General features: G+C 70.4%; 20 protein-coding genes and 1 tRNA gene. 7 read left to right on the top strand and 14 right to left on the bottom strand.

Going from position 1 to position 23,248, the window contains the following annotated elements:
- Positions 1 to 260: 260 nt before the first annotated feature.
- The 7 genes from E3O48_RS06055 to hpaD all read left to right on the top strand — a co-directional run bounded on the left by E3O48_RS06055 (position 261) and on the right by hpaD (position 8,685).
- Complete coding sequence (locus E3O48_RS06055) at positions 261 to 980, top strand: IclR family transcriptional regulator (RefSeq protein ID WP_134510990.1); 720 nt, start codon at positions 261 to 263, stop codon at positions 978 to 980.
- Positions 981 to 1,141: 161 nt separating this feature from the next.
- Positions 1,142 to 2,485, top strand: coding sequence for an MFS transporter (locus E3O48_RS06050; RefSeq protein WP_134537703.1), 1,344 nt, complete (start codon positions 1,142 to 1,144; stop codon positions 2,483 to 2,485).
- Between the two features lie 211 nt (positions 2,486 to 2,696).
- Complete coding sequence (locus tag E3O48_RS06045) at positions 2,697 to 4,178, top strand: fumarylacetoacetate hydrolase family protein (RefSeq protein WP_134537702.1); 1,482 nt, start codon at positions 2,697 to 2,699, stop codon at positions 4,176 to 4,178.
- Positions 4,178 to 4,861, top strand: a complete 684-nt coding sequence (locus E3O48_RS06040; RefSeq protein ID WP_134537701.1) for a GntR family transcriptional regulator — start codon at positions 4,178 to 4,180, stop codon at positions 4,859 to 4,861. The genes E3O48_RS06045 and E3O48_RS06040 overlap by 1 nt, the downstream gene beginning before the upstream one ends.
- A gap of 107 nt (positions 4,862 to 4,968) precedes the next feature.
- Positions 4,969 to 5,928, top strand: a complete 960-nt coding sequence (gene dapA, locus E3O48_RS06035; protein ID WP_134537700.1) for a 4-hydroxy-tetrahydrodipicolinate synthase — start codon at positions 4,969 to 4,971, stop codon at positions 5,926 to 5,928.
- A gap of 2 nt (positions 5,929 to 5,930) precedes the next feature.
- Positions 5,931 to 7,469 carry a 5-carboxymethyl-2-hydroxymuconate semialdehyde dehydrogenase gene (gene hpaE, locus E3O48_RS06030; protein ID WP_134537699.1) on the top strand — a complete coding sequence of 513 codons (1,539 nt, stop codon included), beginning with the start codon at positions 5,931 to 5,933 and terminating at the stop codon, positions 7,467 to 7,469.
- A gap of 139 nt (positions 7,470 to 7,608) precedes the next feature.
- Complete coding sequence (hpaD, locus tag E3O48_RS06025; RefSeq protein ID WP_134537698.1) at positions 7,609 to 8,685, top strand: 3,4-dihydroxyphenylacetate 2,3-dioxygenase; 1,077 nt, start codon at positions 7,609 to 7,611, stop codon at positions 8,683 to 8,685.
- Between the two features lie 129 nt (positions 8,686 to 8,814).
- Here hpaD and E3O48_RS06020 read toward each other — a convergent pair whose 3' ends face one another.
- The 14 genes from E3O48_RS06020 to E3O48_RS05955 all read right to left on the bottom strand — a co-directional run bounded on the left by E3O48_RS06020 (position 8,815) and on the right by E3O48_RS05955 (position 23,224).
- The gene (locus E3O48_RS06020; RefSeq protein ID WP_134537697.1) at positions 8,815 to 9,807 is read right to left on the bottom strand and encodes an anti-sigma factor domain-containing protein; all 993 of its coding nucleotides are present in this window, start codon (positions 9,805 to 9,807) and stop codon (positions 8,815 to 8,817) included.
- The gene (locus E3O48_RS06015; protein ID WP_134537696.1) at positions 9,794 to 10,450 is read right to left on the bottom strand and encodes an RNA polymerase sigma factor; all 657 of its coding nucleotides are present in this window, start codon (positions 10,448 to 10,450) and stop codon (positions 9,794 to 9,796) included. Before E3O48_RS06015 ends, E3O48_RS06020 begins: the two co-directional genes overlap by 14 nt.
- A gap of 33 nt (positions 10,451 to 10,483) precedes the next feature.
- The gene (locus E3O48_RS06010) at positions 10,484 to 11,140 is read right to left on the bottom strand and encodes a sortase domain-bontaining protein (RefSeq protein ID WP_134537695.1); all 657 of its coding nucleotides are present in this window, start codon (positions 11,138 to 11,140) and stop codon (positions 10,484 to 10,486) included.
- Between the two features lie 13 nt (positions 11,141 to 11,153).
- Entirely contained in the window at positions 11,154 to 11,996 is an 843-nt protein-coding gene (locus E3O48_RS06005; protein ID WP_134537694.1) for a DUF4397 domain-containing protein, read from the bottom strand.
- Positions 11,997 to 12,222: 226 nt separating this feature from the next.
- Complete coding sequence (locus E3O48_RS06000; RefSeq protein WP_134537693.1) at positions 12,223 to 12,828, bottom strand: DUF4397 domain-containing protein; 606 nt, start codon at positions 12,826 to 12,828, stop codon at positions 12,223 to 12,225.
- A 263-nt stretch (positions 12,829 to 13,091) separates the two neighbouring features.
- Positions 13,092 to 13,856: an alpha/beta fold hydrolase gene (locus E3O48_RS05995; RefSeq protein WP_241982424.1), complete on the bottom strand. Its 765-nt coding sequence runs from the start codon at positions 13,854 to 13,856 to the stop codon at positions 13,092 to 13,094.
- Positions 13,857 to 14,447, bottom strand: a complete 591-nt coding sequence (locus E3O48_RS05990) for an isochorismatase family protein (RefSeq protein WP_134537692.1) — start codon at positions 14,445 to 14,447, stop codon at positions 13,857 to 13,859.
- A gap of 28 nt (positions 14,448 to 14,475) precedes the next feature.
- Complete coding sequence (locus E3O48_RS05985; RefSeq protein WP_194088063.1) at positions 14,476 to 15,918, bottom strand: D-alanyl-D-alanine carboxypeptidase/D-alanyl-D-alanine-endopeptidase; 1,443 nt, start codon at positions 15,916 to 15,918, stop codon at positions 14,476 to 14,478.
- A gap of 64 nt (positions 15,919 to 15,982) precedes the next feature.
- A complete protein-coding gene (locus E3O48_RS17780; RefSeq protein ID WP_134537690.1) occupies positions 15,983 to 18,265 on the bottom strand; it encodes a bifunctional diguanylate cyclase/phosphodiesterase in 2,283 nt (760 codons plus the stop codon).
- Between the two features lie 109 nt (positions 18,266 to 18,374).
- Positions 18,375 to 19,358: a Gfo/Idh/MocA family protein gene (locus E3O48_RS05975; protein WP_134537689.1), complete on the bottom strand. Its 984-nt coding sequence runs from the start codon at positions 19,356 to 19,358 to the stop codon at positions 18,375 to 18,377.
- 219 nt (positions 19,359 to 19,577) lie between these two features.
- A tRNA-Thr gene (locus E3O48_RS05970) sits at positions 19,578 to 19,653 on the bottom strand.
- A 52-nt stretch (positions 19,654 to 19,705) separates the two neighbouring features.
- Positions 19,706 to 20,344 (bottom strand): TetR/AcrR family transcriptional regulator, encoded by a 639-nt coding sequence (locus E3O48_RS05965; protein ID WP_134537688.1) that lies wholly within the window; start codon positions 20,342 to 20,344, stop codon positions 19,706 to 19,708.
- A gap of 72 nt (positions 20,345 to 20,416) precedes the next feature.
- A complete protein-coding gene (locus E3O48_RS05960; RefSeq protein ID WP_241982423.1) occupies positions 20,417 to 21,967 on the bottom strand; it encodes an alpha/beta hydrolase in 1,551 nt (516 codons plus the stop codon).
- A 33-nt stretch (positions 21,968 to 22,000) separates the two neighbouring features.
- Positions 22,001 to 23,224 (bottom strand): DNA polymerase III subunit delta', encoded by a 1,224-nt coding sequence (locus E3O48_RS05955; protein WP_134537687.1) that lies wholly within the window; start codon positions 23,222 to 23,224, stop codon positions 22,001 to 22,003.
- Between the last annotated feature and the right edge of the window lie 24 nt (positions 23,225 to 23,248).

Genomic DNA, 23,248 nt, shown 5'->3' with positions numbered 1-23,248 from the left:
GTTGATTCTCGGCGCACGGCTGCGGCGGGCCGGCGCACGACCGCGGCCCGCACTCGCCTCCGCCCGTGGCCGGTCGCCCGGAGCAGCCCACCCTCCTCTCCGGGTCGCTGCGGCGCGGGGCCAACTCAGGATGACTGCCTGGCCGACCGATCGCCGCCCGCGGACCAGTCCGGCCGCCGACTCGCCGTCCCGTCATTCTCCTGAGTTAGCCGCACCCGAGACCTCGCCGGGGAGGCGGATGCGAGAATGGCGACGTGTCGATTCAACCCAGCCAGGCCGGCGCGAGCGCCGCGCCGCACTCGCAGACCCTCTCCCGCGGCATCCGCGTGCTCGAGATCCTGGCCGACGCCGACTCCCCGCTCACCATCGCCGAGGTCGCCGCCGCCCTCGGCGTGCACCGGTCGATCGCCTACCGGATTCTCCGCACCCTCGAGGACCACGGCGTCGTGGTGCGGAACGCCGCCGGCGCCGTGCGCCTGGGCCCGCGGATGGCCGCGCTCGCCCGCGGGGTGTCCCGCGACCTGCAGGCCGCGGCGCTGCCCGAGCTGACCAGCGTCGCGAACGAGTTCGGGATGACGGCCTTCATCGCCGTGCTCGACCGGGTCGAGGTCGTCACCCTCGTCAGCGTCGAGCCCCGGCAGGCGCACGCGACGGTGGCCCAGCGGCCGGGGACGCGGCATCCGCTCGCCGCCGGTGCGCCGGGGATCGCCATCCAGTCGCTGCTCTCCTCGGCCCAGTGGGCCGAGCTCGGCGGCGACGCCGGCCGGCGGGCGGAGGCCTCCGCCCTCGGCGCCCCGGGCTTCGCGACGAGCCACGACGAGGTCATCCCCGGCCTGGCGTCCGTCGCCGTTCCGCTGTCCGTGCCGGGCGAACCGCCCGCCGCCCTCGCCGTGGTCTACCTGGCCGGGGCGCGTGAGCCCGCCGAGCTCGGCGCCCGGCTCGGCCTCGCCGCCGCGGCGATCGCGGCACGGATGCGCTAGCCCGGCCAGGCGCGCAGGTCACGGTCCGGCGTCGGTCCGGCCCCCTGCCACACATAATATACGATTTGTGATATGGTCCTCGCAGATCGTGACGCACCATCTGGGCACCGCCCGTGCACCACCGCTCGACTTTCCCCGCACCGAATACAAGGGAGTATTCCATGGCTCTGACGCATGAACCAACGACGACGAACGCGAAACGACTCGAGGAACGACGCGTCCTCGTCGGCACAATGGTCGGGACCACGATCGAGTGGTACGACTTCTTCATCTACGCGCAGGCCGCCGGCCTCGTACTGGCCGGCCTCTACTTCGCCCCCCTCGGCAGCGACAACGCCGCACTCGCCCAGCTCGTCGCCTGGGCGTCGATCGGGATCAGCTTCCTGTTCCGCCCGCTCGGCGCGATCGTCGCCGGGCACCTCGGCGACCGGCTCGGCCGCAAGGCCATGCTCGTGGTCACCCTCGTGATGATGGGCGCGTCGACCGTGCTCATCGGCGTGCTGCCGACCTACGCGCAAATCGGTGTCACGGCTCCGCTGCTGCTCATCCTGCTGCGCATCCTGCAGGGCTTCTCCGCCGGTGGCGAGTGGGGCGGCGCCGCACTCATGTCGGTCGAGCACGCGCCGGACAACAAGCGCGGCTTCTTCGGCGCCTACCCGCAGATCGGCGTGCCGTCCGGGCTCATCCTCGCCACCGGCGTCATGCTCGTCGTGACCAACTCGATGACCGAGGAGGCGTTCCTCGCCTGGGGCTGGCGGATCCCGTTCCTCCTGTCCGTCGTCCTGATCGGGATCGGCTACATCATCCGTCGCTCCGTCAACGAGAGCCCGGTCTTCACCGAACTCCAGGAGCGCAAGAAGGAGTCCGCCGCACCACTGAAGGAACTCTTCGCGCACAACTGGCGCCAGGTCGTGCTCACCGCCCTCATCTTCATCGCCAACAACGCCGCCGGCTACCTGTTGATCGCCTTCTTCTCCTCCTACGCCACGAAGCCGGCCGAGGCCGGCGGCCTCGGCATGGAGCGCTCCCCGGTGCTGCTGGCGAGCACGGTCGCGGCGGTCTTCTGGCTGGCGGCCACGATGTTCGGCGGGATCCTGTCCGACCGGATCGGCCGCATCCGCACCTTCCAGATCGGCTACGCCTGGCTCTTCGCCTGGGCCATCCCGATGTTCCTGCTGATCGACACGAAGAACATCGTCCTATTCGCGGTCGCCCTGGTCGTGCTCGCGGTCGGCCTCGGCCTGTCCTACGGACCCCAGGCTGCGCTCTACGCCGAGATGTTCCCGGCCCACGTGCGCTACTCCGGCGTGTCGATCGGCTACGCCCTCGGGGCTATTCTCGGCGGGGCCTTCGCCCCCCTGATCGCCCAGCTGCTGCTCGATGAGACCAGCTGGTCGCCCTCGATCGGCATCTACATCATGGTGCTCGCCGCCATCTCCTTCGCCGCGGTCTCCGTGGTCAAGGAGACGCGCGGGGTGCACCTCGGGGTGTCTGCCCGCGACTAGGGCAGACCGGCAATGACGGGGCAGGGGAGCGGCGGAAACGCTGATCCCCTGCCCCGCCGTTGTGCCCACGTTGTGCCGCCGTTGTGCCGCTTGCCCAGATCGTATATGATTTGATACATGCCGGTCGAGAAGGCCGGCGGCCACCAGCCCCGCAGACTTCACAGCACCGCAGGCTTCAACACCGCAGGCTTTCAACACAGAGGAGTGTGGGATGAGCGACACCATCGCATCCGCCGTCGAGGCGCTCGTCGGCGCCCGGCCCGGCAAGGTCATCGCCGTGCACATCAACTACCCCAGTCGAGCCGCGCAGCGGGGACGGGTCCCGGCCCAGCCGTCGTACTTCCTGAAGCCCGCCAGCTCGCTCGCCCTCTCCGGCGAGATCGAACGCCCGGCCGGCACCGAGTTGCTCGCCTTCGAGGGGGAGATCGCCCTGATCATCGGCCGGACGGCCCGCCGGGTCGACCCCGTCGAGGGCTGGAACGCGGTGGCCGGGGTCACCGCCGCCAACGACTTCGGCGTCTACGACCTGCGTCACGCCGACAAGGGCTCCAACCTCCGCTCCAAGGGCGGCGACGGCTTCACCCCGATCGGGCCGGTCGTGCTGCCGGCCGGCGAGGTCGACCCGGCGGCCCTGCGCATCCGCACCTGGGTCAACGGCGTCCTCGCCCAGGAGGACACCACCGGCACCCTGTACTTCCCGTTCGGCCGGCTCGTCGCCGACCTCTCCCAGCTGATCACCCTCGAACCGGGCGACATCATCCTGACCGGCACTCCCGCCGGCGCCTCGGTGCTGCGGCCGGGCGACGTCGTCGAGGTCGAGGTCGACGCCCCGACCATACCGACGCCGTTGTCCACGGGCCGGCTCCGCACCGTCGTCGTCGACGGCACCGTCCCGCTGGCCGGCTACGGCGCCGCACCCCAGGTCGATGACCTGCAGCGCACCGAGGCCTGGGGCTCGGCGGAGGCCGCCGGGCTCGCTCCGGAGGCTCCCGCATTCACGCTCACCGCCACCCTGAAGGAACGCATCAACAGCGTCGGCACCGCCACCCTGAGCGCCCAGCTGCGCAAACGCGGCCTCAACAACGTGTCGATCGACGGTCTCCGCTCGACCAGGCCCGATGCCCGCCTCGTCGGCCGGGCGCGCACCCTGCGCTATCTGCCGAACCGGGAAGACCTGTTCGAGTCCCACGGCGGCGGCTACAACGCCCAGAAACGCGCCTTCGATTCGCTCGGGCCCGACGACGTGATCGTGATGGAGGCCCGCGGCGAGCGCGGCACCGGCACCGTCGGCGACATCCTCGCCCTGCGCGCCCAGGTTCGCGGCGCGGCCGGGATCGTGACGGATGGCGGCGTGCGCGACCTCGCGGCCGTCAGCGCCCTCGCCATCCCCACCTACCACGCCGGCGGGCACCCGGCGGTGCTCGGCCGTCGCCACGTGCCGTGGGACACCGACCTGGCGATCGCCTGCGGCGGCGCCGCCGTGCAACCGGGCGACGTCATCGTCGGCGACGCCGACGGCGTTCTCGTCATCCCGCCGCACCTGGTCGAGGAGGTCGTCGCCTCCGCCATCGAGCAGGAACGCGAGGAGGCCTTCATCGCCGAGATGGTCGCCGCCGGCCACGACGTCGACGGGTTGTACCCGATGAACGCGGACTGGAAGGCCCGCTACCGGCACTGGCAGGAGGAGAAGTGATGACGGTTTCCCCGGGTTCGGCCGCCGACGGCCTGAGCAAGGCCCAGCTGGCCCACCAGTGGATCAGGTCGCGGATCAGTGACGGCACCTACAGCCCCGGCTACCGCCTGGTGCTCGGCCAGATCGCCCGCGAACTCGACGTCAGCGCGGTTCCCGTGCGGGAGGCCATCCGCCTGCTCGAGGCGGAGGGTCTGGTCACCTTCGAACGCAACATCGGCGCGCAGGTCGCGATGCTCGACGCCACGGAGTATGTGCACACCATGCAGACGCTCAGCCTGGTCGAGGGCTACGCGACGGCGCTCTCCGCGCCCGTGCTCGACGCGGACACGCTCGAACGCGCCCGGCGGATCAACGCGGAGATGGCCGACTGCCTCGACCATTTCGACCCGGTCAGCTTCACCCGGCTGAACCTGGAGTTCCACTCCACGCTGTTCGAGGCCTGCCCGAACCCGCACCTGCTCGACCTCGTGCACCGCGGCTGGAGCCGGCTGAGCGCCCTCCGCGACTCCATCTTCAGCTTCGTGCCCGGCCGCGCCCACGAATCCGTCGCCGAACACACCGCGCTGCTCGACCTGATCGAGAACGGCGCTGACGCCCTGCAGGTCGAGCTCGCCGCCCGCAACCACCGCCTCGGCACCCTGGACGCCTTCCTCACCCGCCAGAAGTCCCCCTCCGCCCCCTAACAGCCGCAACTGTTCCCGTACCGGACATCTGTTGCCCGCACACCGGGAACATCCGTCCGATTCGGCAACAGTCGCGAACGCATCCGTTGCCCTCGAAAGGAAGAACAATGAAGTTCCGCAGTGACCCCAGCCAGATCAGGGGCTCCATCGCGCCCCTGATGACGCCGTTCACGGCCGACGGCGCGATCGACCATGCCGGCCTGGCCAACCTCGTCAACTGGCAGCTGGCCTCCGGCACCCACGGCATCTCGCTCGGCGGGTCGACCGGGGAACCGAGCTCGCAGAGCATCGCCGAACGCGCCGCCGCGATCCGCACCGTGGCCGAGACCATCGGCGACCGCGTCCCGTTCATGCCCGGCACCGGCTCGGCGAAACTCGACGAGACCCTCGAGCTGACCGCCGCCGCACGGGACGCCGGCGTGGACGCCGCCCTGATCATCACTCCGTACTATGCCCGGCCCACCCAGGAGGCCCTCTACGTCTGGTACAAGACCGTGGCCGAGGAGTTCCCCGACCTGCCGATCGTGGCCTACAACGTGCCCAGCCGCACCGCCGTGGACATCGCCCCGGAGACCATCAATCGGCTCTACCGGGACTTCGACAACTTCGTCGGGGTCAAGGAGACCACCAAGGACTTCGAACACTTCTCCCGGGTGCTGCACCTCTGCGGAAAGGAACTGCTGGTCTGGAGCGGAATCGAGCTGCTCTGCCTGCCGCTGCTCGCGCTCGGCGGCGTCGGCCTGATCAGCGCCACCTCTAACATCGCCCCCGTCGCCCACGTCGAGCTGTACAACGCGTGGATGGCCGGCGACCTCGCCCGGGCCCGCGAGATCCACTACGGCCTGCACCCTCTCGTCGACCTGCTCTTCGTCGAGACCAACCCGGCACCGGGCAAGTGGGTGCTCGAACAGCGCGGCCTGATCGCCTCCGGGTTCGTGCGCCCTCCGCTGATCACCCCCACGGATGCCGGCCTCGTCACCATGAAGAAATTCCTGGCCGCCGGCGAAGCCTACCTCTCCCCCGTCGACGGTTTCACGATCGACGGCCACACCCCGGCAGGAGCCTGACCATGACCACGACCGACGCCACCGCCACCACCGCCGGCTCCCGCACGGCCGGCCACTTCGTCCCCGAGAACCTGCCGACCCGCATCCAGCACTACATCGGCGGCCGCTTCGTCGACAGCGTCTCCGGCAAGACCTTCGACGTGCTCGATCCGGTCTCCAACCAGACCTACGCCACCGCCGCCGCCGGCCAGCGGGAGGACATCGACCTGGCCGTGGCCGCCGCCACGGAAGCCTTCCAGAACGGGCCGTGGCCGGGCATGAAGCCGCGCGAGCGGTCCCGCATCCTGAACCGGATCGCCGACGCGATCGAGGCGCAGGATGCCCGCCTCGCCGAACTGGAAACGTTCGACACCGGCCTGCCGATCACCCAGGCCCTCGGCCAGGCCAACCGGGCGGCCGAGAACTTCCGCTTCTTCGCCGACCTGATCGTGGCGCAGGCCGACGACACCTACAAGGTGCCCGGCAGCCAGATCAACTACGTCAACCGCAAGCCGATCGGCGTCGCCGGGCTGATCACCCCGTGGAACACCCCGTTCATGCTGGAGAGCTGGAAGCTCGCCCCGGCGCTGGCCTCCGGCTGCACCGTCGTGCTCAAGCCCGCCGAGTTCACGCCGCTCTCGGCCAGCCTGTGGGCCGGGATCTTCTCCGCCGCAGGTCTCCCCGACGGGGTCTTCAACCTGGTCAACGGCATCGGCGAGGAGGCCGGCGACGCGCTGGTCAAGCATCCGGGCGTGCCCCTCATCTCGTTCACCGGCGAGACCACGACCGGCCAGACCATCTACCGCAACTGCGCCGCCAACCTCAAGGGAATGTCGATGGAACTCGGCGGCAAATCCCCCGCCATCGTCTTCGCCGACGCCGACCTCGACGCCGCGATCGACTCGACCCTGTTCGGCGTCTTCTCGCTCAACGGCGAACGCTGCACGGCCGGCAGCCGGATCCTGGTCGAACGCACCGTCTACGACGACTTCTGCGCCCGCTACGCCGCCCGCGCCCGGAACATCGTCGTCGGCGACCCGCACGACCCGAAGACCGAGGTCGGCGCGCTCGTTCACCCCGAGCACTACGCCAAGGTGATGAGCTACGTCGAGATCGGCAAGACCGAGGGCCGCCTGCTCGCCGGCGGCGGCCGCCCGGCGCACCTGGCCGAGGGCAACTACGTGTCGCCGACCGTGTTCGCGGATGTCCCGCCCACGGCCCGCATCTTCCAGGAGGAGATCTTCGGCCCGGTGGTGTCGATCACCCCGTTCGACACCGATGAGGAGGCCCTGGCGCTGGCCAACGGAGTCAAATACGGCCTCGCCGCGTACCTCTGGACCAGCAACCTCACCCGGGCGCACACCTTCGCCCAGGCGATCGAGGCCGGCATGGTCTGGCTCAACTCGCACAATGTGCGCGACCTCCGCACCCCGTTCGGCGGGGTCAAGGCCTCGGGACTGGGCCACGAGGGCGGCTACCGTTCGATCGATTTCTACACCGACCAGCAGGCCGTGCACATCACCCTCGGCGCCGTGCACACCGCCCGCTTCGGCGCCGCCTGACCTGGATCTCGACAGGCTCGATCACCGGCGGTCAGGCTCGATCACCGGCGGTCAGGCTCGATCACCGACGGCTGAGCCCGTCACCGGCGGTCGAGCCCGTCGAGACCACAACCACTGACACTCAATGAGGAGGATCCCCATGACCACCACCCCCATCCCCACCCCCGCGGCCACCCCGCCCGACATCCTGCGCTGCGCCTACATGGACCTCGTCGTCACCGACCTGGCCGCCTCCCGCGAGTTCTACGTGGACATCCTCGGCCTCGTCGTGACGGAGGAGAACGAAACCGAGATCTACCTGCGCAGCTTCGAGGAGTTCATCCACCACAACCTGGTGCTGCGCCAGGGCCCGGTGGCCGCGGTGGCCGCGTTCGCGTTCCGGGTGCGTTCCCCCCTCGACGTGGACCTTGCCGAGGCGTACTACCGCGAGCTCGGCTGCCGCACCGAGCGCCGCGCGAACGGCTTCGTCACGGGGATCGGCGACTCCGTGCGCGTCGAAGACCCGCTCGGCTTCCCCTACGAGTTCTTCTTCGACACCGAGCACGTGGAACGCCTCGCCTGGCGCTACGACCTGCAGGGTCCGGGCGCGCTCGTGCGCCTCGACCACTTCAACCAGGTCACCCCCGACGTCGGCCTCGGCCGCGGCTATCTGGAGGACCTCGGCTTCCGGGTCACCGAGGACATCCAGGACGCGGACGGCGTCACCTACGCGGCCTGGCTGCGCCGCAAGGACACCGTGCACGACACCGCCCTGACCGGCGGCGACGGCCCACGGATGCACCACATCGCCTTCTCCACGCACGAGAAGCACAACATCATCTACATCTGCGACAAGCTCGGCGCGCTGCGCAAGTCCGACTTGATCGAGCGCGGCCCCGGCCGGCACGGCGTGTCCAACGCGTTCTACCTCTACCTGCGCGACCCCGACGGCCACCGGGTCGAGATCTACACCCAGGACTACTACACCGGCGACCCCGACAACCCCGTCGTCACCTGGGACGTGCACGACAACCAGCGTCGCGACTGGTGGGGAAACCCGGTGGTGCCGAGCTGGTACACGGATGCCTCCCTCGTGCTCGACCTCGACGGCACCCCCCAGCCCGTGATCGAACGCACCCAGTCGAGCGAGATGGCCGTGACCGTCGGCGCCGACGGCTTCTCCTACACCCGCAAGGGCGAGGAGATGCCCGAATACAAGCTCGGCCACCAGCTCTAACCGCCCGGGCGCCCCACGGTTCCGGTCGAGGGCGATGAGAAGTGTCGCCAATGCGGACAATAGTCGCCAATGCACGGGCGACAGTCGTCCGGCCCGGCGACAGTTGTCGAACGAAGGAGCAGGGGCCGGTCAGGTGGCGTGCAACTCGCCGCGCACGATGGAGTCGCCGGAGTGGGCCGGGTCGCCGTTGTCCGGTTCGGCGGACACGTCGACGAGCGGGTACTGGGCAAGGTCGAGCCCGTCGGGGATCGAGAACCGGCCGGTGGCGCCGTCGAGCAGTCCGATGCTGACCAGGCCGGAGGCATCCGCCTTGATCAGCCACACCTCGCGCAGGGGGGCGCTGCCCGTCGCCCCGGTGAGGTCGACCACCACCTCCCGGTGACCGTCGGCGGCCTTCTCCACGTAGGCGGTGCCGCCGGCCTTCCAGCCGGGGAACGGGTCCAGTGTCGCCTCGGCGATCTTCGCTTCGACGACGGGGGGCGCGGCGTCCTGTCGCAGCGAGTCCCACCAGATCCCGCCGCCGAGGCCGCCGACCAGGCCGACGATCCCGGCCGCGACGGTCAGCGGCAGCCAGAAACGGGCGCGGCGGGACCGGCCGTGAGCGTCGATCCGGGCGACCGGCGCGGGACCGGCCGGAGGCGCCGGCTCGACGGGAGCCGGGACGGGACCGGGAGCCGGGACGGGACCGGCAGCCGGGCCGGGGCCGGCAGCCGGGCCGGGACCGGCAGCCGGAGCGGGAGCCGGGACGGTGCCAGCAGCCGGGACCGGACGGGGACCGGGAGCCGGGCCGGGACCGGCAGCACCGGCTGGCGCGAGCGCCGCGGCATCCGTCACCGGTGCTGCGCTTGTCGGCCCCGCACTCGCCGGAAAGTCGGAGCGCCGCGGAGTGCCCGCGACCGCGTCGGAGAGCCCGAGGGCGGAGTGGATGCGACCCCAGACGGCGTCGCCCGGCTCGAGGAGCTGCACGTCGCGCGCCGCGCGTCCGACCGCGACGGTGTGCTGCAGCGAGATCAGTTCGAGCGAGCACTCCGGGCATTCGGCCAGGTGGAGGCGCTCCGGTTCGGTGAGGTCGAGCTCAGCCATGGCTATGAGCGCGAGATCGTCCCGGTCAATGTGTGTCATCGTTCGCCTCCAATCTGGTGCGCAGCCTGGTCAGGCTTCGTCTGATGTGACTCTTCACGGTGCCGAGCGGCAATCCGAGGCTATCGGCGATCTGCGCGTGCGTCAGGTCGTCGTAGAACGCCAGCTGCATCACCCGCTGCGGCACCGGTTCGAGGCGTTGCAGCTCCTCGCTGATCAGCAGCCGGTCGGCGACGTCGGCCGATTGGTCGGGCTGGCTGAACTGGAGTTCCCCCATCACGGCCGCCTCGATCCGGCGTCGCCGCGAGCGGGCTTCGTGCGCGTCGGCCACCGCGTGCCGGGTGATGCCGACGAGCCACGCCGGGAGCCGGGCGCGGGAGGGGTCGAAGCCGGCCCGGCCGTTCCAGGCCGAGATGAAGACCTTCTGGGTCACGTCCTCCGCCTCGCCGTGGTCGCCGAGCGAGCGCACGGCGATGGTGTGCACGAGCGCTGCCCAGCGGGCGTACGTCTCGGCGAGCGCGCGTTCGTCCCCCGAACGGAAGGCGGTGGCCAGCCGTGCGTGGTCGTCTGCATCGGTGATTGCGCTCACCACGCTGGGGTGCCTCCCGGTCGAATGGCGCTGCGACTGGTCGTACACCTCAGGCCTCCCCGCGAAGGACGCCTCGACCACCGTCGGCCTCAGCATAGCCACACCTTCTCACTATGGGATGGATCGTGATCATGGGAGCGGATCCGCCGAGACGATCACGTTGGAGAGGTAGCGCTTCGCCTCGTAGTCGAATTCGCCGCCGCAGGTCACCAGTGTCAGCCGGGAGGCACCCGACCTGTCGAAGACACTGTCCCACGGGACATCCGGTTTGAGGATCGACTGCAGGCCGGTGACCGAGTAGCCCCGCTCCGACCCGTCGCTGAGCGTCAGCACGACCCGGGTTCCGGCAGTCGCCGAGGCGAGCCGGGCGAACGGGCCGATGTCGTAGACGAGCGAGTCGACATGGGCGGCGATCACGGTCGCCCCGGCCGGGCTGGCCGGTGAGGGGCCGAACCGGTACCAGGCGGCCACGGCGGGGTTCTTCGGCAGTTCCATGACTTTCTCCGCAGTCTGGCCGACCGCCTCGACCGCCATGTCGATGCCCAGGGTCTCCACTCGGATCCGCACGGGGGGCAGCGGGGCCGGCGCCTGGTTGGCGCTCAGGGTGGCGCTCACCGTCGGCACCGTCACCTCGGGGGCCGGCCTGGGGGGCGGAAGCACGGATGCCGGCGCGGGCGTTGTGACCGCCGTCGGCGCGGATGCCGGCGGAACCTGAGCCCCGGAGCATCCGCTGAGCAGAACGAGAGCCACAGCGAGCATCCCGATGGCGCCCACTGTGGCTCTCATCGTGCGGTCCCTGCTAGCGGCGCGCGGCCGCGGCCGAGCGACGCAGTCCGACGACCGCGGCTGCGCCGAGTGCGAGCAGCATTGCGGCGAAGGCGCCGAGCCAGAGTCCGGTCGTGTCCGCCGGCTTGTTCGTGGCGACCAGGCCTGCCTCACCGGCGGGGATGCTGCCGGGGTTCGAGTGCAGTCCGGCGATCGTCTGCACGCCGAGGGCGAGGTTCTTGTCGGCCAGGCTGCCCCAGGCGTAGACGATCGTGTTCGTGCCTTCCGCGACGTTGACATCCGCCGGCCCGATCACCGGGGCCGTGGTCCCCGTGGCGGCGACCGCCGCCGAGATGGTGCCTGCCGGCAGGTTCAGCACCGACTCCTTCGGATTGACCAGGTTGGTGATGGCGGCCGCTCCGTTGGCGAGCACGTCGACCGCGGGCGCAGCGGCCACGTGCCGCACGGTCAGCCGGCCCTGGCCGGCCTCCAGCTTGCCGATATCGTTGGTGAAGAGCGTCGCGGTCGGCTTGCCGGCGGCGTCGAGATGGGCGACGGCGGTGTAGTCCATCCCCGCCACGAGGGGCAGGTCAACCGGCCCGATGGCGGGCTTGCTCGCGTCGGCCGCATCCGACGCGGTGATCGCAACCTTGTAGGTGCCGGCCGGCAGGTCGAGCGGCCCGGCGAGGTCGCCCGGCTTGAAGTTGTCCAGGGTCAGCTTGTCGTTCACGTACACGTCGACGGTGAGGCCGGGTACGCCGTGGAAGACGGACAGTTTGGCGACCGGGTCGGCTGCCTGCGCCGGTGCGAGGCCGGTCAGGGCGATGAGGGCGCCGAGCGAGGCCGCCGTCATGCCGATCGTGAGGGACTTGCGCATGATTTCCTCCTGATGTGTGGGTCGCGGGGGGAATCCCCGCCGGGTGTGCCGGAGCACTCTTTAGCCATTACTTCCGGCGGACGGCCCGGATCGGATGCACCCGAACCTGATTTCTTTCGCCCGGGCACGTCGAGGGCCGCACGTCAACTGTCGTTGGGCGTGCGGCCCTCGAGGTGCGGACGAAGCCCCGTCGGTCGATGCGACCGGGCGTCGTAAGTGGCGATCCTTACTTGTGGTGGTCGTTGTGGTGGTCGTCGTGGTGGTGGTGTCCACCCCCGGTGAGGCCGACCGTCTGCACGGCGAACGCGAGGTTGTCAGCGTTCAGGCTGCCCCAGGCGTAGACGATGGTGTTCGTGCGCTTGGCGATCTCGACGTCGGTCGGCCCGATCAGCGGGTCGGTCGTTCCGGTTGCGGCCACCACGGCGGAGATGGTGCCGACCGGCAGGGTCAGCTCTTCCTCGTCGGGGTTGGTCAGGTCGGTCACCGCGGCCGCATCGTTCGCGAGCACGTCCACGGATGGCGCGGCTGCGATGTGGCGCACGGTGAGGCGCCCGTTGCCCTTGCCTGCCTTGTCGAGGTTGTTCGTGAACAGGGTGGCGGTGGGGTCACCGGCTTCGGTGAGGTGCGCTGCGACCGTGTAGTTGTCGCCTTCTTCCAGCGTCAGGTCGATCGGACCGATCACCGGGTGGCTGTCGTCGGTCGCGTCGGCGGCCGTGACGGCCACCGAGTACGTTCCGGCGTCGAGGGTGAGAGTGTCGGAGAACGTGCCCGGCTCGAAGTCGTCGAGGGTGAGCGTGCCGTCGACGTAGACGTCCACGGTCAGGCCCGGCACGCCGTGGAAGACGGTGAGTTCGGCGGTGCCTCCGTCGGAGTGGTGCCCGCCGTCACCGTGGTTTTCGCCGGCGCTGGCCGTCCTGCGAGAGCGACGAGTAGGCCGGCTGCGGTGCCAATTGCGATGGTCCTGTGCATGGTTACCTCCTGCATTTCGTTGGACGGGTGACCGCGCGGCCTCCCGCTGTCAATTCCAGCAACACGGTAGTTCTGGATGCAACCCTTGAAGAAAAGTTTGACAAACCCCCCGAATAGGGGACGGAATCAGGACAGGAAGTCCAGGGCCGCCTGCTTGAACTCGCGGGAGGTAAGCGAGTTCACGTGATCGCGGCCGGGCAGCTCCCGGTAGGCGGAGCCTCGGGCACGGGCCAGCTCGGCCACCCCGTCCGGGATCGGGTCGGCGCCGCCCGCGACGTACAGCACGGGGATGCCCGGCGGCAGGTCGAGTGCTGCCCCGGCGAATCCCTCCACGCAGGCCAGCAGCGCAGCCAGGTCTCCTCCCGCGGCGACGGCGGATGCGAGTACGGGCCCGAGCACGGCCGCGACCACCGGATCGGCCGGGGTCTGCCCGGCCAGCAGCCCGGCCAGCGTCGCCGGGCCGACGGACTCGAACAGTTCGACCGGCCCCGCACCGCCGAGCACCAGGCGACCTACGCGTTCCGGTGCCAGCCGGGCGAGCGCCGCCGCGACCCGGGACCCCATCGAATAGGCCACCACGTCGACCTGGTCCAGGCCGAGCGCGTCGAGCACGACCACGAGGTCGGCGGCCAGCTGCCGGGGTGCATAGTCGGCGGCCCGGTGCGGTTTGTCGCTCCGCCCGTGGCCGCGCAGGTCGGGCGCGATCACGCCGCGTCCGGCCTCCTCGAGGAAGCGCAGCCAGCCCGTGCCGGCCCAGCTGAGCCTGGCGGTCGACGCAAACCCGTGCACGAGGAGGATCGGGCGATCCCCCGGCACGAGGTCGTAGGCGATCCGCACGCCGTCGAGGCGCCGGGCGAAGGAGTCCAGCACGGGCGCGCGTCCGGCCCCCACCTAGGCGACCACGTCTGAGGTTGCCAGGACAGCCCCCGCGTAGGCCAGTTCGGCCAGCGCCGCCTCGCTGGCATCCGGGTTGACCCCGGCGACCAGGTCGGTGAGCACGCGCAGGTGCTGGCCGTGTTCGAGGGCATCGAGTCCGCTCGCGCGCACGCAGTGGTCGGTGGCCAGGCCGACGATGTCGACATCCGTCACACCGTTCGTGATCAGCAATTCGCCCGTCTTGTCACCGCCCTCCGAGACGCCGTCGAAGATCGAGTAGCCGGCCTCGCCCTGGCCCTTACGAATGTGGATGGTGTGTTCCGGCAGCTTGAGCGCCTGGTGGTACTCGGCGCCCGGGGTGCCCGCCACGCAGTGCACCGGCCAGCTCTCGGAGTAGTCGGGTTCGCCGGACAGGGCGAAGTGGCCGCCGTTGTCGCCGTCGGGGTCGTGCCAGTCCCGGGAGGCGAACACACACGCGTAGGCGTTCGGGTGCTGTGCCAGGAGCGCGCTCACCCCGGCGGCGACGGCCGACCCGCCCGCGACGACAAGTGCGCCACCCTCTGTGAAATCGTTCTGGACGTCGATGATGAACAGTGCCCGTGTCACAGGTGGCTCCTTCGCTCGCCGGATGGGATCAGGTGTTCGACAGGTTGTCACCGCATCGGTAGAAACCGGCGGTGATGGTGTCGATCGCCTGCTTCGCATTATCGCCCACATCCCCGAGCGCGTAAACGGCGAAGGTCAGCGGCGTGCCGTCCGCGGCGTGGATCACACCGGCCAGGGTGTAGCCGGTGTCGATCCACCCGGTCTTGGCGAAGACGGAACCGTCCGCGACGGCGTTGTCGCCCGTGAACCGGTCGCTGTAGGACAGTGACCCGCGCTCCCCGCCGGCGACGGGCAGGCCGTCGAAGATGACGCCGAGGTTCCCTTCCCTGGCATTGATCTTGACGAACAGTTTCGTCAGGTAGGACGGCGGAACGGCGTTGTTGTCGCTCAGGCCTGAGCCGTCGGCGATCAGGATGCCGGTCGTGTCGATGCCGTAGGGGGCGAGCCCGGAGAGGGTGGATTTCTGCAGTGCCCCGAAGGTGTTCCCGGCCCCGGATTTCACCGCGACGAGCCGGGCGAGCATCTCGGCGAGCGCGTTGTCCGACACGATCAGTGCCTGTTTGATCAGGGTGGACACCGGCTGGGACTGCACCGAGGCGAGTTCTGCGGCGCCTGCCGGGGCCGTTCCGCGGCTGATCTCCACGTTTCCGCCGAGCGCGTCGGCGAACGCCCGCCCGGCGCGCCCGATCGGGTCGCTGCTGCGGGCGGAGGTGCTGCGGCCCGGGTTGTCCCGGTCGCCGTCGACCTGGAGTGCGGTGATCTCGGGCATGTACCCGTCGCCGAGTTCCTTGCGGTTCCAGCTCGGGTCCCAGCCGGGGTCGCCGAAGGAGGAGGAGTCGAGCACGAGCCGCGTGATCGGCGGATGCGCCGGGTCGGCCTGCCACGCCGCGATGGTCTTCGCGGCAAGGTCGTCGAGGTGCGCGGCTCCGGTGTACACCGATTCATCGCCGGTCGGGGTGCGGGACAGGGTGAGGTCTCCCCCGCCGACCAGCACGACCGTTCCCGGTTCGCTGCCGGCCAGCACTGTCGTCGTGGCCCGGTAGTCGGGGCCGAGCACGCTCAGCGCGGCTGTCGAGGTCAGCACTTTGAGCACGCTCGCGGTGCGGGACGGCGTGTTGCCGCCACGGTCGAAGAGGACCTCGCCGGTGCTGGCGTTGACCACCTGGGCCTGGAAGTTCGCGAGCCGGGGGTCGGCGGCCAGGCCGGCCACCGAGCAGCTGCGGAGCCGGCTGGCGGTGGTGGCATCGGACGGGGCGGGCCGGGGCGGCGCGGCCGTCGGGGTGGGGCTGGGGGTGGCGGCCCGGACACGGAGGGCGGCGGGAGCGTTGGCCGGGACGGTCGAGGCGCCCGCGACGACGGCCCCGGTGCCGAGGAGGGCGAACAGCGCCGCACCGGCTCCGATCAGGGCCAGCGTGCGGTGCCGGGCGATGAAGCCGGCGATGCCGGGCCGCGGGGTGTCCTGTTCTTCCACCCGTGTACTGTACCTGCCGTCGATGTGAGGCAGCCTCGGCTTGGCGGGCCCGCGTCTCCGCCCGTTACGCCGTGGCAACCGCCGCGCGACGCAGGAGGAGCCAGGCGTCCAGGTCGGCCACGGGGAGCGGCCGCGACAGGTGGAATCCCTGTGCCTGGTCGCAGCCGTACCGCACGAGCTCGTCGTAGGCCACGGCATCCTCCACCCCCTCGGCGACGGCGCTCATCCCCAGGCTGTGGGCGAGGTCGACGATGGAGGAGACGAGCGCTGCGGCGCGCGCGTCGTCGGCCATCGGCATGATGAAGGACCGGTCCAGCTTGAGCTCGTCGATGGGCAGGTCCCGCAGGTAGGCGAGCGAGCTGTAGCCGGTCCCGAAGTCGTCGACGGCGATCCGGATTCCCGTCTCGCGCAACTGGGTGAGGATCTCCCGCGCCCGCTCCCGGTCGTTCAGCAGGAATTCCTCGGTGATCTCCAGGGTCAGGGCGGAGGTCGGCAGGCCCCGGGACGAGAGCTGCGCGCGAACCCGCGCCGGCAGTTCGGCGTCGAGCAGGGAACGCGCCGAGAGGTTCACGGCGACCGCGAGCGGATGACCCTCGGCCCGCCAGAGCGCGGCCTGGTCGAGGGCCTTGTCGAGCACCACATGCGTCATGGCGTGCATCAGCCCGGATTCCTCGACCAGGTCGAGGAACTGCCCCGGCTGAAGCAGGCCGCGGGCGGGGTGCTGCCAGCGCACGAGCGCCTCGACGCAGTTCACCTGCCCCGTCGGCAGGTCGATCTGCGGCTGGTAGTGGAGCACCAGCTGGTCCTCGTGAAGTGCCAGGCGCAGCTCCTGCACGGTGCGCAGCCGGGCGTCCCCGTGGCTGTCGTCGGAGCTGCGGTAGACGTGGTGCCCGGTGCCGCCGGCCTTCGCCTTGTACATGGCCATGTCGGCCTTCCGCAGCAGCCCGGTCAGGTTGTCGCTCTGCTCCGGGTAGAGCGCGATCCCGACCGAGACGCTGGTCTGCAGGGTGATCCCGGCGAGGGTGAACGGTTCGGCCAGGGCCGCCTGCACCGTCGCCGCGACGGCCTCCGCCTCGGCGGGGCCCGCGTCGTCGAGGAGGATCGCGAATTCGTCTCCGCCGAGGCGTGCCAGCAGGTCCCGCGTTCGCAATTGGTCGGCCAGGCGTCGCCCGACCTGCACGAGCAGCTCGTCGCCGACATCGTGGCCGAGGCTGTCGTTCACCTCCTTGAACCGGTCCAGGTCGAGCAGCATCAGTGCGCTCCTCGGGCCTCCCGAGGCGAGGCGCAGGGGCACGTCGAGGTAGAGCGCCCGCCGGTTGGGCAGTCCGGTGAGGTCGTCGGTGCGCGCCTGGCGGCGGAGGTCGGCCATCCGGCCGAGATCCCGGAACGCGACGGCCGTGCGCAGGCTCGCCCCGGCGAGGGTCGCGGTCGCCAGCGCGACGGCGAGGAGGGAGAGCCTCACCTGGGTGCCGAGGAGGAGCACCAGGACCCCGGCGGCCGTGGCCACCACGGGTACGATCAGGGAGAGGACGCCGGTCAGCCGGCGGCCGACCGCACTTGGCGGCTGGGTCAGGCCGTCCACCCAGAGGGCGATGAGGGTCAGGCCGACGGCCCAGCCGCCGTCCAGCAGCGTGCCGATCGCGTAGCTGTCGCCGGCGATCTGCTCCGCGTAGATCACGTCGGTGGCGGCGAAGACCAGCAGGCCGGAGACGAGGATGCCCCAGCGACCGCCGACGTCCAGCCCCCGGGCGGAGGCGACGCCGACCACGGCGGCGACCAGCACGAGGTCGAGCAGGGGGAAGGCGGTCGCGACCGCCGTGGCAAGACTGAACCCGCCGGCCTGGGCCGCGAGGAGGATCGGACTGAGCAGGGCCGCGAGCAGGGCCGCGGCGCCGAGCGCGCCGACCGCGCTGTCGAGCGAGACCGCCCGGGGAAGCGCGCGAAGCTGCCGGGAGACCAGAATGGCGAGCGCCCCGAGGATGAGCGGGTAGAACAGCAGGTATCCGAAGTCGGCGGACGAGGGGAAGCTCAGCGCCTCCCCATCGCCGAGCGCCAGCACGTAGTACTGGTTCGAGGCCGCGAACACGGTGACGGCGGCCCCGGCCAGGAGCACCAGCATCCGTCGGAAGCCGGAGCGGTAGACCGCGCGCCAGCACAAAGCCGCGGGGATCCACTGGGTTATCGTGCCCAGCCAGCCGTTGACCACCGGACGGAGGTCGTCGCTGGGGAGCGCCAGCCCGGCCAGGTAGACGGTGAGCAGCAGCAGCATCGCCCAGACCAGCCGATTGCCGGGTCCGAACACGCGGGCGGAACGTGTCGGCAGGCTGGTCGTCGCGGCTGTCCCCACACCTGCCCCCTCCTGCTCCTTGATCAGGATATCGGCGGCACCAGGCGGGCCGGCCGGTTTGGCTGGGCCGCGCGCACCCCAGAATGGGTGACGCGGCAGAGTCCGGCGGCTACTCGCCGGGGTAGCGCAGCCCGATCTGCTCGCGCACGGCGTCGAGGGTCTCCATGATCGCGACCATTTCCTCGACCGGCAGGATGTCGCTCGAGATTTTCCCTGCCCGGATGAGCTTCTCGGCCTCGATCGCCTGGAACTGCATGCCGCGCCCCGTGATCGGGGCGCTGAAGGTTTCGATCACCGCGTTCGCGCTGTCGCGCACCCGGATGGTCGTCGGCGCGTACCAGACCCGGTCGATGTCGATCCGGCCGGCGGTGCCGAGGATGGTCGCGGTGTTCGGGCCGGCCGTGTCGCTCGCGGAGAGGGTCTGGGCGATCTGACCGCCCGGGTAGCGGAACGTCGTCGCGACCTGGGCGTCGACGCCGGTCGGCTTGAACGTCGCGGTCGCCAGGATCGTCTCCGGGCGCCCGAACAGTTCGGAGGCGAAGGTGAGCGGGTAGATTCCGAGGTCGAGGAGGGCGCCGCCGCCGAGTGCCATCGAGTTGAGGCGGTGCTCCGGGGCTTCCGGCAGACTCTGGGTGTGGTCGGCGATGAGCGTGTGCACGTCCCCGATCGTGCCGGCGGCGAGGATCTCCCTGATCCGCACCATGTGCGGCAGGAACCTGGTCCACATGCCCTCGAGCACGAGCAGCCCCTTGCTCGCCGCGAGGTCGACGATCTCCCGGGCTTCGCGGCCGTTCAGCGTGATCGGCTTCTCGATCAGCACGTGCTTGCCCGCGTTGAGCATCAGTCGGGCGTTCTCGGCGTGGAACGGATGCGGCGTGGAGATGTAGACGATGTCGACGTCGGGGTCGTCGGCGAGGGCCTCGTAGCTCGGGTGGGCGGTGGGGATGCCGAACTCGGCCGCGAACGCGTCGGCAGAGGCCTGGGCGCGGGAGGCCACCGCCTGCACCCGGAAACCGCCCAGGACGAGGTCGTTGGTGAATGCGTGGGCGATCCCGCCCGTGGCCAGGATTCCCCAGCGGATTGCGTCGGTCATGGGCTTCAGCCTACCCACGGCGGAATGGCCCGCCCCCGCGCACCTCCCGTCGAATTCGACGGAGATTTTCACGTTTTGGCGCACAGAACGCCGTTTTTGGGGCATCCAGGCCAAAATCTCCGTCGAATTCGACGGGCAGGGCGCTCGCGGCGCCGCTGTGAGAAGCCGGCGCAGGGTGCCCCGTGAGCCGGTTTCCAGGACGCCGGCCACGAGAGACAGTGGAGCCGCCTATCAGAATCGAACTGATGACCTTCTCATTACGAGTGAGACGCTCTACCGACTGAGCTAAGGCGGCGTGACGCACGATTCCTCCCTCACGGAAGGGCTCGGTGACACAGCAACAAAGCTTAGCTGGTCCGGAGGGTCATCTCGTACAGTTCGGCGAATGACTCGCTGACCTGGTCGGCCAGCGGCCGGGACGCGTCGCCCTCGGCCCAGCACCGCCAGGCGTGGCGTACGGCGGCCACCGCCACGAGCGTGAAGAGCAGCGCGCGCTGGTTCAGCCGCACCGGGTCGGCGGCGAGGTCGGGATCGTCGGCGGCGAAACGCTCGGTGATGATGTCCTGCAGCCGGGCTTCGAAGTTGCGCAGGGTCGCCATCCGCAGGCCGAACAGGTAGGGGTTCTCCTTCATCACGGTGCGGCGCAGCTGGTGGATCTCCCGGTCACCCTCGGTGTTCTTCAGGCTCGAGGCGAGCAGTTCGGCGAGCTGGGCGAGGATGTCCCCCGAGGGACCGCCGTGCACGAAGGCGGCGATGTCTTCCGCGGAGGCCAGGTCCAGTTCGTCGCCGACCATGGCGGCGTCCTTGGAGGAGAAGTAGTTGAAGAAGGTGCGCGGGGACACGTCGGCGGCCCGGCTGATGTCCTCCACGGTCACCTTGTCCATTCCGCGCTCGCAGGAGAGGAGCAGCACCGCTCGCTGGATGGCTCGCCTGGTGGCCAGCCGCTTACGCTCGCGCAGGCCTGGTTCTTCGTGTTCCGCCGACATCCTTCAATTCTTACACAGTGCGCAATTCTGCACCCCGGGAGTCGAGGATGGTCGATTCTCCGGCCCGGACGGTCAGCACCTGGGGTCGGTCGCCGGCACCGTGCCCTTGAGCAGGTAGTCGTCCACCGCGTTGTTGACGCAGGCGTTGGACTTGTTGTAGGCGGTGTGGCCCTCGCCCGTGTAGGTGACGAGGTGGCCGCTGTCGAGCTGGCCGGCCAGGTTCTTCGCCCACACGTAGGGGGTGGCCGGGTCGTTCGTCGTGCCGACGACGAGGATCGGTGCGGCGCCCGTGGCGTGGATCTGCGCGCGCTGACCGGTGAACGTGTGCGGCCAGTTGGCGCAACCGATGTCCCCGAACGCCATGTACTTGCCGATCACGGGCGCGGCGGCTTCGATCTGGGCGGCCTGGGCACGCATCGCAGCAGGGTCGTCGTTGTAGCTGTAGTCGACGCAGTTGATGGCCATGAACGCCTCGGTGGAGTTGTCGCGGTAGCTGCCGTCCGTGTTGCGGCCGTTGTAACCGTCCGCGAACTGGAAGGCGGCATCCGCGTCGCCCTGCAGAACAGTGGTGAACATCTCGCTCAGGTTGGGCCACGCCTCGGCCTGGTAGAGCGGGTAGATGATCGCGGTGAGCAGCGTGTTGGCGCCGAGCTTCCTGCCGTCGGTGGCCGTGATCGGGCTCGCGTCTACCGAGGCGAGCAGCGAGCCGATGGTGGACATGGCGTCGTCGACGGTACCGTCGAACGGGCACTTCGCGCCGTCGAGGCAGTCGGCGAGATAGGCGCGCAGCGCATTCTCGAAACCCGTCGCCTGCACCCGGGTCACCTCGGCGTTGCTGGTGGACGGGTCGAGCGCGCCGTCGAGGGCGAGCCGGCCGACCTTGCCGGGGTAGAGGTCTGCGTAGGTGGCACCGAGGAATGTCCCGTAGGAGTAGCCGAGGTAGCTGAGCTTCTTGTCGCCGAGGGCGGCGCGCAACAGGTCGAGGTCGCGGGCGGCGCTCACGGTGTCCACGTGCCCGAGCAGCGCCCCGGTGTTCTTCGCGCAGGCTGCGCCGAAGTCGGCGGACGCGGTTTCGAGCTCCTGGATCCAGGCATCCGTTCCGCGCGCGGCCGTGGTCAGGCCGTAGAGGTACTCGTCCATCTGGGCGGGCTGGTAGCACTTCACCGCGGAGGACCGGCCGACCCCGCGCGGGTCGAAGCCCACGATGTCGAACCCTGCCTGCAGCTTCGCATCCGTGGCGTAGTCCAGCGAATCCTTCACGAAGTCATAGCCGGAGCCTCCGGGGCCGCCGGGATTGACCAGCAGCGAGCCGACCCGGCTGCCGGAGGCAGGGTGACGCACCAGGGCGAGGTCAACGGTGCCCGCCGCCGGGTCGGCCCAGTCCAGGGGCGCGGATGCCGTGGTGCACTGCAGCCCGGAGCCGCAGTCCTTCCATTTCAGCACCTGGCTGTAGAACGGTTCGAGGTCGGCGCTGACCTTCTCGGTGGTCGGCGATGAGGTGGACCGGGCCTGCTGGGGAAGGAACAACGGCACGCACGCGCTCAGTCCCATCGTCACTGCGAGCGCGGCCGCCAGGGTCGCCACCAGCACCGTGACGGTGCGCGTGCGGGTTCGTCTGCTCAATGGTTCCTCTTCCGTGAAGGGTGCTGTACCGGGCTAGGTGCGGCGGATCGCGGACACCAGCATCGCCTCGAGGGCGAGGGCCGGTGCAACGTTTGATTCGATTCTCTGGCGGGCCAGGGCGATCGCATCCAGGGTGGCGAGTGTCGCAGTCGGCTGGCAGGCGCTGCCGGCGCCGCGCACCTCGGTGAGGAGCTCGCGGTTGATCACGCTCTGTTCGCGCCCCAGCTGCACCATGATGACGTCGCGGTAGAGCGAGGTGAGGTCGACCAGGATCCGGTCGATGCCGTCGCGGAGGCTGCGGGTCGCCCGCCGTTTCTGGTCGTCCTCGAGGGCCTTGATCTGGCTGCGCAGCCCCGGCGGCACGGACTGGCCCGGCTCGACTCCGAGGGAGCGCAGAACGCCCTCCCGTTCGACGGCGTCCCGCTCCAGGGTGATGGCCTTGGCGTCGTCGCCGGCGATGGCGAGCAGTCGGGCCGCCGCATTGACGGCGGCAGACACCCCGCGGATGCCGAGGGCCGCCCGCAGGGTCTCCTCACGCCTGGCCCGCGCCTCGGGGTTGGTCGCCAGGCGGCGGGCCATGCCGATGTGGCTCTGCGCCTCCCGGGCCGCCCGTTCCGCGGTGGCCGGTTCGACGCCGTCGCGGCTCATCAGCAGTGCGGCGACGTCGTCGACGCTGGGCACGCGCAGGCGCACCGAGCGCACCCGGGACCGGATGGTGGGCAGCAGGTCGGCTTCGCTCGGGGCGCAGAGGATCCAGACGGTGCGCTCAGGCGGCTCCTCAAGGGCCTTGAGCAGCACGTTCGAGGTGCGTTCGACCATCCGGTCGGCGTCTTCGACGACGATCACCCGGTAGCGGCCCACCGACGGCGAGTACTGGGAGCGCTGCACGGCCTCTTTCACCGACTCCATCTTGATGATGACGCCCTCGGTCGACAACACGATCAGGTCGGGGTGGGTGCGCGCGTCGACCAGGCGGCGGGCGCTCTCGTCGCCCTCCGGCGTGCCGGGGCTGAGCAGGGCCGTGGCGAAGGCGAAGGCGAGGTTGGACCGGCCGGACCCGGGCGGACCGGTGATCAGCCAGGAGTGCGTCATCGACGACCCTGCGGAGGGCGACCCCGCGGAGGACGACCCCGCGGACGAGGACCCCGCGGTCCCGGAACCGGGCGTCCCGGCCGCTTTCGCGGCCGGCCGCTCCGCCGCCGCCCGGAAGATGGCGATCGCGTCCGCCTGACCGGTCAGGTCATCCCACACGTTCATCGGACCAGAATACCTTTCGTCGGT

Source organism: Cryobacterium sp. HLT2-28 (assembly GCF_004402495.1).
GTDB lineage: Bacteria > Actinomycetota > Actinomycetes > Actinomycetales > Microbacteriaceae > Cryobacterium > Cryobacterium mannosilyticum.
Note: the sequence above shows the minus strand (reverse complement) of the source record. Positions and strands in the feature narration are given on the sequence as shown.